At 44.4% G+C, this 13,809-nt stretch carries 12 protein-coding genes and 2 pseudogenes; 11 read left to right on the top strand and 3 right to left on the bottom strand.

The annotated features are described in order from the left end of the window. Nucleotides 1-687 precede the first annotated feature (687 nt). Complete coding sequence (locus J2Z66_RS35685; RefSeq protein ID WP_209977611.1) at nucleotides 688-1,035, bottom strand: ribosomal protein L7/L12; 348 nt, start codon at nucleotides 1,033-1,035, stop codon at nucleotides 688-690. Nucleotides 1,036-1,343: 308 nt separating this feature from the next. After that, nucleotides 1,344-2,006 carry a 3'-5' exonuclease gene (locus J2Z66_RS35680; protein ID WP_209977604.1) on the bottom strand — a complete coding sequence of 221 codons (663 nt, stop codon included), beginning with the start codon at nucleotides 2,004-2,006 and terminating at the stop codon, nucleotides 1,344-1,346. Nucleotides 2,007-2,132: 126 nt separating this feature from the next. On the opposite strand from J2Z66_RS35680, the gene J2Z66_RS35675 reads away from it, so the two are divergent. After that, entirely contained in the window at nucleotides 2,133-2,522 is a 390-nt protein-coding gene (locus tag J2Z66_RS35675; RefSeq protein WP_209977602.1) for a VOC family protein, read from the top strand. Between the two features lie 16 nt (nucleotides 2,523-2,538). Here J2Z66_RS35675 and J2Z66_RS35670 read toward each other — a convergent pair whose 3' ends face one another. Continuing rightward, on the bottom strand, nucleotides 2,539-3,342 hold the full coding sequence (locus tag J2Z66_RS35670; protein ID WP_209977600.1) for a helix-turn-helix transcriptional regulator: 804 nt from the start codon (nucleotides 3,340-3,342) through the stop codon (nucleotides 2,539-2,541). Between the two features lie 436 nt (nucleotides 3,343-3,778). On the opposite strand from J2Z66_RS35670, the gene J2Z66_RS35665 reads away from it, so the two are divergent. The 10 genes and pseudogenes from J2Z66_RS35665 to J2Z66_RS35625 all read left to right on the top strand — a co-directional run bounded on the left by J2Z66_RS35665 (nucleotide 3,779) and on the right by J2Z66_RS35625 (nucleotide 13,809). Beyond that, nucleotides 3,779-4,870: a glycosyltransferase gene (locus tag J2Z66_RS35665; protein ID WP_209977598.1), complete on the top strand. Its 1,092-nt coding sequence runs from the start codon at nucleotides 3,779-3,781 to the stop codon at nucleotides 4,868-4,870. Continuing rightward, entirely contained in the window at nucleotides 4,870-5,478 is a 609-nt protein-coding gene (locus J2Z66_RS35660; protein WP_209977596.1) for a glycerol-3-phosphate acyltransferase, read from the top strand. Before J2Z66_RS35665 ends, J2Z66_RS35660 begins: the two co-directional genes overlap by 1 nt. A gap of 125 nt (nucleotides 5,479-5,603) precedes the next feature. After that, a pseudogene (locus J2Z66_RS35655) lies at nucleotides 5,604-6,323 on the top strand (DUF1186 domain-containing protein); the annotation flags it as partial. Between the two features lie 90 nt (nucleotides 6,324-6,413). Next, nucleotides 6,414-6,500, top strand: a pseudogene (locus J2Z66_RS44220) (SEC-C metal-binding domain-containing protein); the annotation flags it as partial. A 370-nt stretch (nucleotides 6,501-6,870) separates the two neighbouring features. Beyond that, a complete protein-coding gene (locus tag J2Z66_RS35650; protein ID WP_209977592.1) occupies nucleotides 6,871-8,292 on the top strand; it encodes an RtcB family protein in 1,422 nt (473 codons plus the stop codon). Nucleotides 8,293-8,363: 71 nt separating this feature from the next. Then, nucleotides 8,364-8,561 (top strand): hypothetical protein, encoded by a 198-nt coding sequence (locus J2Z66_RS35645; protein WP_209977590.1) that lies wholly within the window; start codon nucleotides 8,364-8,366, stop codon nucleotides 8,559-8,561. A gap of 34 nt (nucleotides 8,562-8,595) precedes the next feature. Continuing rightward, nucleotides 8,596-9,177, top strand: a complete 582-nt coding sequence (locus J2Z66_RS35640; protein WP_209977589.1) for an RNA 2'-phosphotransferase — start codon at nucleotides 8,596-8,598, stop codon at nucleotides 9,175-9,177. Continuing rightward, a complete protein-coding gene (locus tag J2Z66_RS35635) occupies nucleotides 9,174-9,965 on the top strand; it encodes a TatD family hydrolase (protein ID WP_209977587.1) in 792 nt (263 codons plus the stop codon). Before J2Z66_RS35640 ends, J2Z66_RS35635 begins: the two co-directional genes overlap by 4 nt. Before the next feature lie 78 nt (nucleotides 9,966-10,043). After that, entirely contained in the window at nucleotides 10,044-11,138 is a 1,095-nt protein-coding gene (locus tag J2Z66_RS35630) for a winged helix DNA-binding domain-containing protein (RefSeq protein ID WP_209977585.1), read from the top strand. A gap of 319 nt (nucleotides 11,139-11,457) precedes the next feature. Continuing rightward, complete coding sequence (locus tag J2Z66_RS35625) at nucleotides 11,458-13,809, top strand: helix-turn-helix domain-containing protein (protein WP_209977584.1); 2,352 nt, start codon at nucleotides 11,458-11,460, stop codon at nucleotides 13,807-13,809.

Genomic DNA, 13,809 nt, shown 5'->3' with positions numbered 1-13,809 from the left:
CCGTCGTTGTGATATACGGATTCTGCAACGGTCTATTCCTCTTTTGTTGTTGGGTAGGACTTTCAACCGTACAGGATTGGCAGATGTTTTTCCAGCTTTAGCTATCCATTCATTTGTCAAGCACTGATTGTGGTGTTGAGCCTTTTTTTGCGTCATTATAAATAATAGTAGAGTGTGCGGAATGGAAGATCCAATTCTGCCACGGAGGCTAGCAGCTATGAACTACAATCTGTATTTATCAGCTCTGCTGATGGCAGCTACCTGCTGCTCATTGGTTGTGGCCTATCTCTGTTGAACAATCCATTATGCTGCTGCTGAAGGCCTTGGCGTTACAGAAGAACAAGGAAGCAATAACCATGCAATATTTGCAATTTACAGAAACTCTGCACAAAGAAATGGGGATAACCCCCTCTAGAGAAGTTTCTGACTTATATGCGCAGCTGTATTCGGAGCTGGAAGATTAAATACGAAAACGTAAATTCGGGGGCCTATTTCATAGGGCTCTTTTTGCTTTCGGAGTTTGTCTTCTTGCCGTCATTGGGATGGGTTAACGGGATGATAGTATGGGCGTATGGATCAAGTTTTGGAACACGAAAAGACGCCGGCTGCGAAAATAAGAGGTATCTCTGAGGTATCTCTGAGGTATCTCTTAGGTATCTCTATTTGCCGCACTAGGCATGAAATCATTCAATACTGACCCTGCTCCAAGCTATCCACATATTCCTTGGCTTCTTTGAGGCCTAGACCGCTCGCTTCTCTGAACTCTTTAATTGCCTGAATCCTTTTTCCTGAAACAAGCAGTAAGCGCAATCTCTCATCAAGATTTGTAGGTGGCCAGTTACGATTCCTATCCGGAGGAGGAGAGGGAGTCGTATTTAGGCTTGGTGTAGATAATCCGTACACTTCCGGCCGGTTGTTAGGCGATTGAAGATCCGATTTTATTTGATTAAGTTGTCTCTGCAAGCTGAACGTTTTCAACAGAAGCAGGAAAGACAGGGCTAACGCACTGTAGGCAATAATCTCCAGGGTCTCCATTTGCACTTGGAATCACTCCTCCCGTATGTAATTCATTATAGCACAATAATTATGGAGCTCTATCTGTAGTGAACCAATTCTAAAGTTATGACAATATATAAGAGAATGGCCATTCAGAAAGGATAACATTACCGGCAGAGTAATAAACTTGGATTAGGCTGACTTCCCGGCAAGCGCGATGAGATGATGTGCTTTGCCGGTTTTTTCATGGGCAGGCAAGATTGCGGCGCGGGCAATAAAGGGATGAAAGGATGAAACTACATCACTGGCAGCGTCCCACTAAGGACACTGTAAGCTAAGCATCGGAGCTATGATAACGGAACTAATTGGACTTTCTTAACTCTTAATGGCTCGCTAAAAATGATCTCATTAGTATTCCTTTGTTTGAATTCTTCTAATATTTCAATGAAAATTCTACTTATCAACACGCTATCGCCCAGGGCGCTATGTCTTTCGATGTCAGAATCATCAATATTGTAATACTTAATTAGGTAATTTGTAGATACTCTTTCGTTTACTTCAGGATGTAAGTAGGAGAACAAAGCTTTTGTATCTAAAATTGTATTTGTTACCATAGGCAGGCAGTTTCGTTCGCATTCGTTTTTTAATAATGGCCAATCAAATTCATATCCTGCTTGAGTTACTAGTATACTATTTTTGGTGAACGCAACAAATTCCTCATAGACTGTAGAAAAGCTGGGTGCCCTTTCAATGTCGGAATTCTTTATTCCGGTAAGCTTCTCTATTAATAGCGGTATTTCTTTAGGGGATCTAACAAGAGAATTAAAGGTTTTTTCTAAAAGTATTTGATTGTTTTCAACTATTACAGCCCCTATCTGTGTAATATGTTCTTCATCCTGATTTGCACCTGTAGCTTCAAAATCAAAGACACAATAGTTTCTATTAAAGATATCACTGAGGCTTATGCCTGTTACGGAGTACTCTGTATCAGATAGGTTTGATATCTCCATTACGTTATCTCCACATCCTCTTTTCGTGTTTTTACAATACAGGCTTTCGTGAAATTGGTTACATTGGGTATAGGAAGACCTTGTACAATCGCTTTAGTCCATTCTGTAGAGAGAGGTAGTGAAATAATGAAGCTGTCGCAAATCAGATTGATAACCAACGATTTCCATAAGAGTGTGGCGTTTTACAGAGATGTGATGGAGTTTTCGTTAGGAACATACGCTGAGGGGATGCAGTTCGCATCGTTTAATACCGGAGAAACCAAAATTGAAATCTTTTCCCGTCATCAAATATCCGAAGTGATTGGCGAAAAAAATCTTCCAACTGAAGTGGAGCCGCAATCGAAATTCTTACTCAGTTTTGCGGTTGATCAAGTCGATGAGGTTTGCGCCGGTTTGAAGAATAAAGGGGTATTGTTCCTTAACGAGCCTTATGATCGAAAGGACTGGAATGCCAGAGTCGCCCATTTACGGGATCCCGATGGCAATGTGATTGAGCTATACAAACATCCGCTTTAATGAATCTTACTAGGATTTATTCACCTAGCAACTTGATGTATTCTTCTGGAGATTTTCCAATGATGGATTTGAAATCTTTAATGAAATGGGCTTGATCGTAATAGCCAAGATCCAAAGCAAGTTTTGGCCAATCGGGAATGTTCCCGTTGGTCATTTTTTCTACCGCCTCGTGAAGTCGGTAGCGTTGAATGATCCATTTGGGACTGATCCCCACATACTGACGGAATAACAGTTGGAGCTGTCTCGTTGAGATGGGGAAGCGGTTTACAATATCGTCAACTTTGACGATGCTTCTGTCGGAAATGACACATTGGATGATAGTATTGATGAAATCGACATGGATATCCGGTTCAGGGAGCCGTTCCCGAATAAAAAATTCTGCAATAGGAATCATGTGTTCCGCGGTTTCCTGGGCAAAAATCTCTTGTTCCAGCGCTTGACTGCTCATTCCGAAAGCTTTCCAGAAAGGTACCATACGGTTCGTTATTACTGAAACGGGATTTTTCAGAAAAGGATAATAGGCTCCGGGTCGGAATTTGACGCCAAAGACTGCACCTTGTTCCTGGAGAAGAACGGAAAATTTCCCTTTCACGACTCCCACAATTCGCGAGTTGTCTTTTTCAAACACAAGATGAACGGAGGGATGAGGCAAGTTTTCCTGCAGGTGCGGATCTTGCCCCCGAAGATCCCAGCGGACAACCCAGTAATGTTCGATAAAATGGGTAAGATCGGCGGAGGGCGAGTGAAGGGAAACGGAAAATTTGGTGGTTTCCTTATTAACATTTAATAGTCCGACTGGTTTGCCAAGTTTCGATTGCATCAGTAATCTCTCCAAGATAGAACAGTTTAGGGGATTAATACGAATATTATAACATAGCTGCAGTCAGTACAAATTACATAGATGATTTCAAGAATATACCCGCCGAATATTCATAGCTTGTGCAAATATAACCAATAAGAGCGCTTGAAACTACGGTTCTTGGACGGTAAGCCACCTTTTGAATACACTGTAGAATGCTTGCGATTCCTCTTTTCTTTATCTAATTTGATAGTTCGAGAATAAGCCAAAACTAAAGAAATAAGTCTACCCGCAGATTGATTTATTTTGCTTCTTATCCACCTGTAGTTGCAGCATGATGCATCACCTTGCGCACCTTGCGTAGAGATGCAGCCTAATGAAACAGCTTTCAACTGAAAATAAAAATAATACACGCCAAGCTCTCATATACATAGATATATGAAGGGGGAGTCTGGAAATGTGGATTATCATTCTAATACTAGTCGGATGTTTCTCCGGTTTTTTTTTGTTCAAAAAAAACACATTGGCAGTCTCGCAGGAGCCCTATCAGGGCCTGAGGAAACTGTCCGTTATTATTCCCGCTAGAAATGAAGCGGGTAATTTGCCATATCTGCTCGATTCCCTCAGGGTACAGACCGTTCAGCCCTTCGAGGTGATTGTTGTGGATGATTTCTCGGATGACCGGACTAAAGAAATTGCTGAAAGCTACGGGGTCAAAGTTATTGCCGGCAGCAGTCTCCCTCAAGGGTGGACGGGGAAGAACTGGGCCGTTTGGAATGGATATTTGCACGCTGAGGGCGATGTTTTTGCCTTTTTGGATGCCGATATCAGATTGGCGCCTAACGCGCTGGCTTCGCTGCTGGAAGCGAGGGAGCGGGCAAAGGGGGTCATTTCGGTTGTTCCTTTTCATCATACGGAAAAGCTGTATGAGAAGCTTGCAATGATCTTGAATATGCTGGGCATTTTCGCGTTTACATCGATTTTTGAAAGGAAAAATCCTAAGAAGGGTCTTTATGGCTCCTGCATTCTGGTCTTAAGGGAGGACTACGAAAAAATCAGCGGTCATGAAAGCGTGAAATCTGAAGTGCTGGATGATTTGTTTCTGGGAACGAGATTTATAGCAGCCGGGGTGCCAGTGACCAATTTTATCGGGTATGGCATGGTTTCGTTCCGTATGTACCCGCAAGGTATCCGAAGTGAGATTGAAGGTTTTAGTAAAGGGGCTGTTTTAAGCACTTCAACGCTGAGCCCGTGGACGATTGTTCCCATAGCCTTGTGGGTGGTGGGGCTGCTTGTTTCGGAAACTGTGTTTATTTTTGCGAATACGTCTTGGGCAGTGCCCTTGTTGATCGGTTATCTGGTGTATATGATTCAATTATTTTATTTCATTAAATATGTGGGTGTTTTTGGCATCTTAATTCCTGTTCTGCATGTGGTTGCTTCCTTATTTTTTATTGCTACCATGCTTTATTCGATGTATCAGGTCGTTGTTCTGGGGCATGTAAGCTGGAAGGGGCGGCACATCCAAGTGAGGGGGAAGCGGGACTGATGACCATTGTGCTGACGGCGGGTTTATTTCTGTCAGGTTCTCTTATGTTTTCGTACTGGCTGGGTCTGGCGGCTAAAAAGAATCTGAAAGTCGTCGGCGACGGAAATCCAGGGGCCATGAACCTGTGGAAGGCATCTGGTTATAAGCTTGGTGTTGCCGGTATTTTGCTGGATTTTTTAAAAGGGTATCTTCCTCTCCTATTCGTTATAGAAAGCGGTTTTGGCCAAGGATATCTTATTGTTCCGCTGGCTTTAGCCCCCGTTGCAGGTCATGCCTTTTCTCCATTTCTTAAAGGAAAAGGAGGCAAGGCTATTGCTGTCACCTTCGGGATCTGGAGTGCCTTAACGGGCTTCGAGGTTTCTTTGGTATATGCTGTGATTTTAGCGATGATGGTTGCAGTGACCCGCCCGATATATAAAAGCAGGCCTAAATCCACCGCGGCAGATGGTCTACAGGTTGTATGCGGTATGCTGCTTCTATCCGTCTATTTGTATATGAGGATGTTCCCTGCTGCTATTCTGTGGGTTTGGTTTGGAAATTGTGTGATCTTAGTTTATACCCACAGGTTTGAAATGGCCGGTTGGTTGAAAAGGGTGTTCAACAAATAAGAGGTGACGCAAAGTGGCTGCTCCAGAAACGTTCCTGAATGCAAACGTCAAAATATTCACTCACAATAAATTATTGTATAATGAAAATAGTGACTCATATTGAAGCATAAAGGAGATCAAGGGACATGGAGCAATTATTGCAAACTATCCGGTACCAGGAAGGGAAGTTCCCTCTCAACGAATTACAGCAGATCATTGAACGAAAGGAAGAGGCCATTCCTTACTTATTGGAAATCATGGTCCATTTAAAAGAAGATTATAAGCAAGTGATAGATCGCCCTAACCGATTTGATTATATTTACGCTTATTATTTGTTGGCCCAGTTTCAGGTGAAGGAATTGTACCCGATATTGATCGATATTTTATCCACGACTGGGGATAATGCTGAGGACATATTTGACGATGATATAACTGATAGTATAGGCAGAATACTGGCGACTGTGTACAATGGAGACATCGATTCGCTGCTGAGCTTGATCGAGAATGAGCAGGCAAACGAATATGCGCGCGGACAAGGTTTGATTGCTTTGGTTGCCCTTGTTTTTAAGGGGGAGCTTTCCAGAGAGTTTGTCATGGACTATTTGAAACAGCTTATGAACGGCAAGATTGCAGAGGGTAACTATTATTTAAATGCGGAGATTGTGTGCTGCTGCGATTATCTTTATCCTGAAGAGGTATATGCAGATATTGAGCGTATGTTTGAAGAAGATGATGTTGATCTTTTAATCGATATGGATGCTATTGATAAGACGCTTACGAGAACAAAAGAAGAGGTCTTGCATAGCAGTCAGAATAATAATAAATTTCAGCTTCTTACCGATACCATCAAGGAGCTTGAGGGCTGGGCCTGCTTCCAGACAACGAACTTTAAACTGAGAGCCAAGGCTCCCTCCAAAGTAAAGACGGGTGCGGCTAAGAGCGAACCGGCTAGAAATCCGGCAGTTAAGACCGAAAAGATTGGGCGTAATGATCCATGCACATGCGGCAGCGGTAAGAAGTACAAGAATTGTTGCGGGAAATAATTAGCAAGAATGCCTGATCATTTTTTTCTATAGACATGATTATTATAATTAATCTTTCCGTTGACAAATGTTGGGTAAAGCCATTATGATACATGTAAATCACTTGAAAGGAGGCCGATGAATATGAATTCAATCTACATCCTATCCCGACAATTACAGAAGAAAGTCCATTTCATCGGTCTCTACCGGACCTGTGAATATTAACTAGGTTTACTTTTTACGATTAGTAGAGCTTAGATAGTAAAGGCGGCAGTAAGCCATGGACGTTAGAGGTCTATGGCTTTTTTGTGTTATCCATTTGTATCAATTCGATAACAGTGATAGTAACAAGTGACAAATTACAAGGAAGAATCGAAAGGAATTACACGCTATGAAAGAAAATTATGTTCAAAAGGTGCAGTTGCCCTCTGGGCAGGTGCATGTCTATGCGGGACCCGAGCTGTTTCATGCTTTGGATTACAAAATATTTGAAATGGCCAACAACAACCTGCAAATTCCGAATCAAGTCTATATGAGCTATACGCCTGATGTGCATGTGGGCATCGGAACCTGCATTGGCACTACGGCTGTATGGAATACCCATGATGGCTATGTATCTCCGTCAATTGTTGGCAGTGATATCGGCTGCGGCATGCGCGTTCACTTAACGAATTTGCACAAGGATGAATTGAAGGAGATTAAGCTGCGCAGAAAGCTGGTCAAGACGATCGAGAAGTATTTGCCCTTTGAAGATCAGGCCCGCGGACATTTCTCTGATATTAGCCTGGAGCATGTGATCAAGAAAGGATTGCATGGTCTGCCCAAAAAGTATATCCCGGACGGCTACACGCCACGTAAGGCGAGTTCCTTGACCCATGTTGAGCGCAGCAAGTTCCATTTTGACGAGAATGCCCTGAACTTGTTTCCGGATAGGGTGTGGCATCGTGCACATAGCCAGCTGGGAACGCTTGGGGGAGGCAATCATTTTGCAGAGGTTCAATATATGGAGATTGCTGAAGATCATCGTGAGATCGCTGAAGCTTGGGGATTGTTCGAGGGTCAAGTGGTCGTAATGATTCACTCCGGTTCACGCTCCTGGGGAGGCTCGGTGAGTCAATATTGTGGAAGTAATATGGCGAAAATGATGCGCGCTCAAGGGCTCGGGACAGCCGATCCAAACTTATTATTCGGTGCACTCTCTGAACCAGTGGCTCAAAGCTATGTAGATTTGATGTATTCGGCACTCAATTATGCAGTTGTGAATCGTCACCTGATTGCGTATGCCATTAGGGAAGCCGGTAAGGATGTATTCGGGTCCAAATTTGAGATGTCGACGCTGTACGATCTTATGCATAACTATGCATGGGAGGAAGAGCATGAAGGACATTCTTATTTTGTCCATCGGAAAGGGGCTACCCGTTCCCTGCCTCCTAATCATCCAGATAACCCGGAGCCTTACCGGCTAACCGGGCATCCAGCACTTATTCCGGGTTCCATGGGAACCTCCTCCTATATCATGGTGGGCTCTCCTGAGGGAAAAGCCAATTTCCACTCCATCTGTCACGGCGCAGGCCGCATTCGTTCCAGAAGCGCTACGAAGCGGTTAATTACCGTAGATGAATTTGCTTCATCCATGCGGGTAGGCGCAGAGGATGAAATCGTGGTGAATCAAAAATCGCTCGAATCTATTTTGGATGAATCACCACAAGCGTATAAAGATGTAGATCAAATTATCGAAAGCGTGGTCGGGGCAGGCCTGGCTCAAGTTGTTGCGAAGTGCAAGCCGATGGCTGCGGTTAAAGGCGCTAAGTAGGATTTTACAGTAAATTACAATATTTACAGGCGTTAAAAAGTGCGGAAGCGCGTAAGAAGGAAGTGATTTTCATGGTAAATAAAAAATCAAAAACAGGTTTGAGTGGTTGGCTCGCCAACATGTTCAGACATACCCCAAAAACGTCCGGAGTTGTACTGAAGAGCAAGGAAGGCTCGAACGGCTCGAACAAGCTGGATGATCTTCTGGTGGCGCTTCATAAAGAGGCCAAATGGGAGGAGCTTACTTGGCGGACAATTAAAAGATGGTAGATCAGGGCGCTAAGCCAGAAGGAAAGTGAGAACGATGATAAATAAAAAATCAGAAATAAGTCTGAGCAAGCTGCTCACCAAAATATTAAGACATACTCCGGAAGCGTTTGGAATCGTTCTAGAGAGCAAGGATGGCTCCTGCAAGCTGGAAGAGCTGCTGGCCGTACTCCATAAAGAGGCGAAGTGGGCGTCGATTACGCTAGAAGATATTCAACAGGTGGTAGATCAGTGCGATAAACAGAGATTCGAGATTGCCGGAGGGTGTATTCGGGCGAGATATGGGCATAGCCATGACAAGGTCGTTTACCCTGCCGCTGCTCCGCCAGCCTTGCTGTATCATGGAACGAACAGTAAGGCCGTATCGAGCATCTTACAAGACGGTATTTTTTCGATGAAGCGTCAGTATGTGCATTTATCCGAGGGACTTCATTTTGCTGAGCTAGCTGGGAGCAGGAGAGGGGAGCTTAGGATTGTATCTGTAGATACGGTAAAGGCCGCCAGTCTGGGTGTTGTCTTCTATTACGCCGGTAATGAAGTTTGGCTTGCAGATCAAGTGCCTGCTGCATGCTGCAGTATATATAATGGATTTTCTGAAGAAGGAGGCGAGATGGTGTGAAGGAAAAGCTTATCGATATAGGTGTTAATTTAATGCATCGCTCTTTCCATGAGGATCGGGAGCAGGTTGTTGCACGGGCGGAGGAAGTGGGGGTATCACCACTCATTCTAACGGGAACCTCGCTCAAAAATAGTGATGAGGCAGCCCGGTATGCAGGCCGTTTTCCTGGAAAATTGTTTACTACGGCTGGCATTCATCCTCATGATACTAAGAACTGTCAGGCTCACACTGTAGAAAAGCTTCGTAAGCTGGCGTCACTGCCTCAGGTGGTCGCTATAGGTGAGTGCGGACTTGATTATAATCGGGATTTCTCGCCACGGGACGTTCAGAAGCAATGGTTCGAGGAACAAATTCGTTTGGCTTGTGAGCTGCAGCTGCCTCTTTTTCTGCATGAGCGTGATGCCCATTATGAATTTGTCCGCATGCTTAAGCCGTATCTGCCCCGTCTGAACAAGGCTGTTGTTCATTGCTTTACAGGCTCTCTTCAGGAGCTTCAGGTATACTTGAATATGGGCTTCCATATTGGCATTACGGGCTGGATATGCGATGAACGCAGAGGCAAACACCTGGCTGAGATCGTGAAGCGAATTCCGCTGGATCGTTTGATGATAGAGACAGATGCTCCTTTTCTAACCCCGCGCGATTTGGCCGTCAAGCCCAGTGAGGGGCGTAATGAGCCGGCTTTCTTACCGCATATTATGAAAAAGGTAGCTGCATGCTTGGGTCGGAGCGTCGAAGAGACGACGGAAGCTACAACGAAGACAGCTCAGGAGTTCTTTGGGATATAGGGAAACTGGAAAGAGCGGTTCAGGAGTGTTACGATTGGATAAGTGGTGTATTTATGATCAACATGAGGTGACCCATTGATGAAAAATACAAGTATTGCGAATCAGAGGCTGCTGAACCTGCACATCAGCGGCGGCAAGCCGGATAAGCCTGGCCAAGTGGTGAAAAGCCTGGGTGCGCTTCAGGCGCAGGACTACCATCAATCGGTCTGGGCGATCGGACTTCGCATGCCGGCCGCAACGTTAGCAGACATAGAGCGAGCTATTGAAGAACGCGAGATTCTGCGGACGTGGCCGATGCGCGGCACGATTCATTGGGTTACGCCGGAGGATGCAGCCTGGATGCTGAAGCTGTCGGAACCGCGCATGCTGGCCGGAGCCAAACGGAGACGGGAGCAGCTGGAGCTGGATGAAGCTATTCTGGAGCGCTGCGGGATGCTGCTCTATGATGCGCTGCATGGAAACCAAAGGCTGGCCCGTTCGGCTATCATGCAACTGCTGGAGGATGCAGGAATCTCCACGAATGCGCAGCGCGGCTATCATATCTTATGGTACTTGGCTCAGACGGGACTCATCTGTATAGGACCGATGCAGAACAAGGAGCAATCCTTCGCTTTATTAGAGGATTGGGCGCCTAATCCGCGTAAGCTGTCCAGGGAGGAGGGGCTTGCCGAACTGGCCGGAACGTATTTCGCCAGCCACGGTCCCGCGACGCTGCACGACTTCGCCTGGTGGGCTGGCCTGACCATAGCTGAAGCTAAGCAGGGAATTGAGGCGGCCCGCCCGAAACTGATGAAGGAGACGACAGGCGGCGCGGAATGCTGGAGCTCGCCAAATTCCCGGGGGCTGCCTGCAGCTGAAGAATCTGATGTTTATTTACTGCCGGGTTTCGATGAGTATCTGCTCGGCTACAAAGACCGCAGTGCAGTGCTGATGCAGGAATATGCGCCTAGAATCGTACCGGGACAGAACGGGGTTTTCATGCCCTGCATCGTTGTCTCCGGCCAAATCGTAGGTACATGGAAACGGACGTTGAAGAAAAAAACGATGGAGATGACGCTGATCCCCTTTGAGCCACTGGGTAATGTGCAGGATGAGGTGCTGGCTGCCGCAAAGCGTTATAGTGAGTTTATGGGACTGCAGCTAGTATCGGCGGAGTTTCAGCTTGATCATTAACCTGACGAATGTTTTGAACGTGCAGTCCACGGCCGACATAGTATGACCTGAACGCACTGGAGCGTCTCTTCTCTCATGATTCGGAGGGAAGAGACGCTTTTGTGTAGTCGATAAATACTTGGTTTAACACTCATTTATCCCCTTCAATATCTGAACATGAATGTGTCTGTCCAAGTTTGTATGCATCCCCCTATCTCAATTGCCTTCCCTGTTGTATCATAAGGGGAGAAGTGAGATTGGGTCCCGGCTTCCAAGTATATGCAGGAAAAAGGATGAGGGCGGGCAAATCTACATGTATTGGAGGAGGGGGATTTCCGGAATGAATGTAAAGCATAGGAGAAGTCGCAGAAGGAGTGTGTTCAATACATTTCTCTTTTCCTATTTTATCATCCTGCTGCTGCCTGTTTGTATTGGAGCTTATATATTTCAGCATGTAGAGCGTACAATGATCAATAATGAAAATGAATCCAATTTGGGTTTGTTAGAGCAGGTCAGGCTGACCATAGAAAATCGCTTTAATGAAATCGAAAAAACAACCTTACAGCTTGCCAATGATCCTAAGCTACAATGGTCGCTAAGTCATACAGGCGGGAATTATGCCAAAAACCAGTTTGATCTATTGGACATCATAAATAATATTAAGAACAATGTTATCAATACAAACACGTTTATCCATAATTTCTTTGTTTATTTCAAGAACACGGATTCAGTTCTGTATGCAACTGGTCAAACGGATGCTGAAACTTATTTTAACGGAATTCTGAGATTCGATGGGAGAAATGCGGAGCAGGTTAAACAGGAGTTGTTATCCGGGAGTCATTTCAGAACGTATAAACCTTCCACAGTCGTGAAGGAGGGGGAGAAGGAAAGCTCCGTCCTGACTTATATTCAATCGCTCCCTATAGGAGAAAAAGAGCAAATAACGGGCTATCTGGTTGCCCTAATTAAGGAACAGGAGTTCTATCAACTCATCGAACAGATTGAGAAAATCAATCACAGCCAAATTTACATTGTGGACGAGCATCAGCAAATTCTGATGTCTACCTCGCAGAAGAAGGAACTCAATAAGGACACACTTGCTAATATCCGGGAAGAAAGAGGATATCATTCCTTTCAGCAGGATGGGCAATCCATGATTTTATCCTATACAACAGATCAAAGGAATTGGACATACATTTCGATTATTCCTAAGAAAGTTGTTTTGGGTACGGTGATTACATTAAAGAACTGGTCCCTAAGCCTGGTTTTCTTATTATTAATTGCAGGCTTTTTGATTTCGTTTCTAATGGCGAGACGGAATTTTAGCCCGATTAGCGATGTGGTTGCGATGATTAAAGAAAATAAACAATCCAAATCCAAGCAATCGGTTCTTAATGAATATGATTTTATTAAGCAGTCGATTCTCCATTCCATTGACGAGAAGAACGGGCTCAAAGAAATCCTGGACCAGCAGAAGCCGGTCATTCAAGCCAATTTTCTGTCACGGCTCATTAAGGGACATGTTGATGTTTCGGATATTTTTGATGACTCTTTGAAATTTATGGGGATTTATTTCAAGCATGATTATTTCAGTGTTCATATTATTGAAGTGGATGATTGTCAAAATTTCATTACGGAGGACACGGAACGGGAGTGGGCGCTGGTACGATTTGTATTAACCAACTTAAGTAGAGAATTGCTGGGCGAGGACGATGGATATGTGGTGGAAATGGACAGAAATCGTTTGGCCTTATTGTTCAATACTTCGAAGCCGGATGAACAGACATTTCAACAACGAAATAAGTTTGTAAGAACGCTGCAGGATTATGCAAATCAGCGCTTCAGGTTTAAAATAACGATAGCTGTAAGCCAATTTGTCCGCGGCTTGGAGGGGATCGGGAGATGCTATCAAGAAGCCCTCATTGCACTTGATTCCCGGTTGATATATGGTTCAAGCGAGGGAATCTATTACGAGGATATCGCCGGATTGGAGCACAATTATTATGAATATGCGCTGGAAACAGAAGTTCAATTGATGAACTATGCCAAGAATGGCGATTTCGACAACGTGGAGAGACTGCTTGATCAAATTTACGAGGCCAATTTCGTGATAGGCGGGATTTCACCGGAACTGGGAAAATGCTTGTTTTACGATCTATTAAGCACCATACTAAAGCTACGGAATGGATTTAAAACAAGTAAAAAAAGAGAGCTTGAAGGAATTGCAGACCCTCTAAAAAGTCTGGCCGCCTGCTCAACCGCTGAAGAAATGTTATGGAAAATCAAAGAGTTCTACAAGGAAATATGCGTGTATACCCTCGCAGAGAAGAACGAGCATCGGGATCAAATGTATACAAGCATTATAGATTTCGTCGAAAGTCATTATTTCGATAGTAATTTAAGTGTGGCTTTAATAGCTGATCACTTTCGTATCAGTCCGCAGTATTTATCCAGTTTTTTTAAAAAGCATAGCGGGGAAAATATATCGGACTACATTGCTAAATTTCGGATTATGCAGGCCAAGAAAATGTTGACCGAACAATCGCTAACCTTAGCTGAAATTGCCAGTAGAATCGGTTACTCGAATGATGCCGGCTTTGTCCGCTTCTTCAAGAAATACGAAGGCATTACACCTGGGAAATACAGGGATAATGCCAATCGTATGACTAATATCCAAGGAAAGAGTGTGTGA

The organism is Paenibacillus eucommiae (genome assembly GCF_017874215.1).
GTDB lineage: Bacteria > Bacillota > Bacilli > Paenibacillales > NBRC-103111 > Paenibacillus_AI > Paenibacillus_AI eucommiae.
The sequence above is the reverse complement of the archived record's forward strand: the minus strand, read 5'-3'. Positions and strand labels throughout refer to the sequence as shown.

Excerpts from the sequence above, each read along its gene's own strand:
- J2Z66_RS35685 (WP_209977611.1), bottom strand. The coding sequence starts at position 1,035 with ATGGAGACCCTGGAGATTATTGCCTACAGTGCGTTAGCCCTGTCTTTC.
- J2Z66_RS35680 (WP_209977604.1), bottom strand. The coding sequence starts at position 2,006 with ATGGAGATATCAAACCTATCTGATACAGAGTACTCCGTAACAGGCATA.
- J2Z66_RS35675 (WP_209977602.1), top strand. The coding sequence starts at position 2,133 with ATGAAGCTGTCGCAAATCAGATTGATAACCAACGATTTCCATAAGAGT.
- J2Z66_RS35670 (WP_209977600.1), bottom strand. The coding sequence starts at position 3,342 with ATGCAATCGAAACTTGGCAAACCAGTCGGACTATTAAATGTTAATAAG.
- J2Z66_RS35665 (WP_209977598.1), top strand. The coding sequence starts at position 3,779 with ATGTGGATTATCATTCTAATACTAGTCGGATGTTTCTCCGGTTTTTTT.
- J2Z66_RS35660 (WP_209977596.1), top strand. The coding sequence starts at position 4,870 with ATGACCATTGTGCTGACGGCGGGTTTATTTCTGTCAGGTTCTCTTATG.
- J2Z66_RS35650 (WP_209977592.1), top strand. The coding sequence starts at position 6,871 with ATGAAAGAAAATTATGTTCAAAAGGTGCAGTTGCCCTCTGGGCAGGTG.
- J2Z66_RS35645 (WP_209977590.1), top strand. The coding sequence starts at position 8,364 with ATGGTAAATAAAAAATCAAAAACAGGTTTGAGTGGTTGGCTCGCCAAC.
- J2Z66_RS35640 (WP_209977589.1), top strand. The coding sequence starts at position 8,596 with ATGATAAATAAAAAATCAGAAATAAGTCTGAGCAAGCTGCTCACCAAA.
- J2Z66_RS35630 (WP_209977585.1), top strand. The coding sequence starts at position 10,044 with ATGAAAAATACAAGTATTGCGAATCAGAGGCTGCTGAACCTGCACATC.
- J2Z66_RS35625 (WP_209977584.1), top strand. The coding sequence starts at position 11,458 with ATGAATGTAAAGCATAGGAGAAGTCGCAGAAGGAGTGTGTTCAATACA.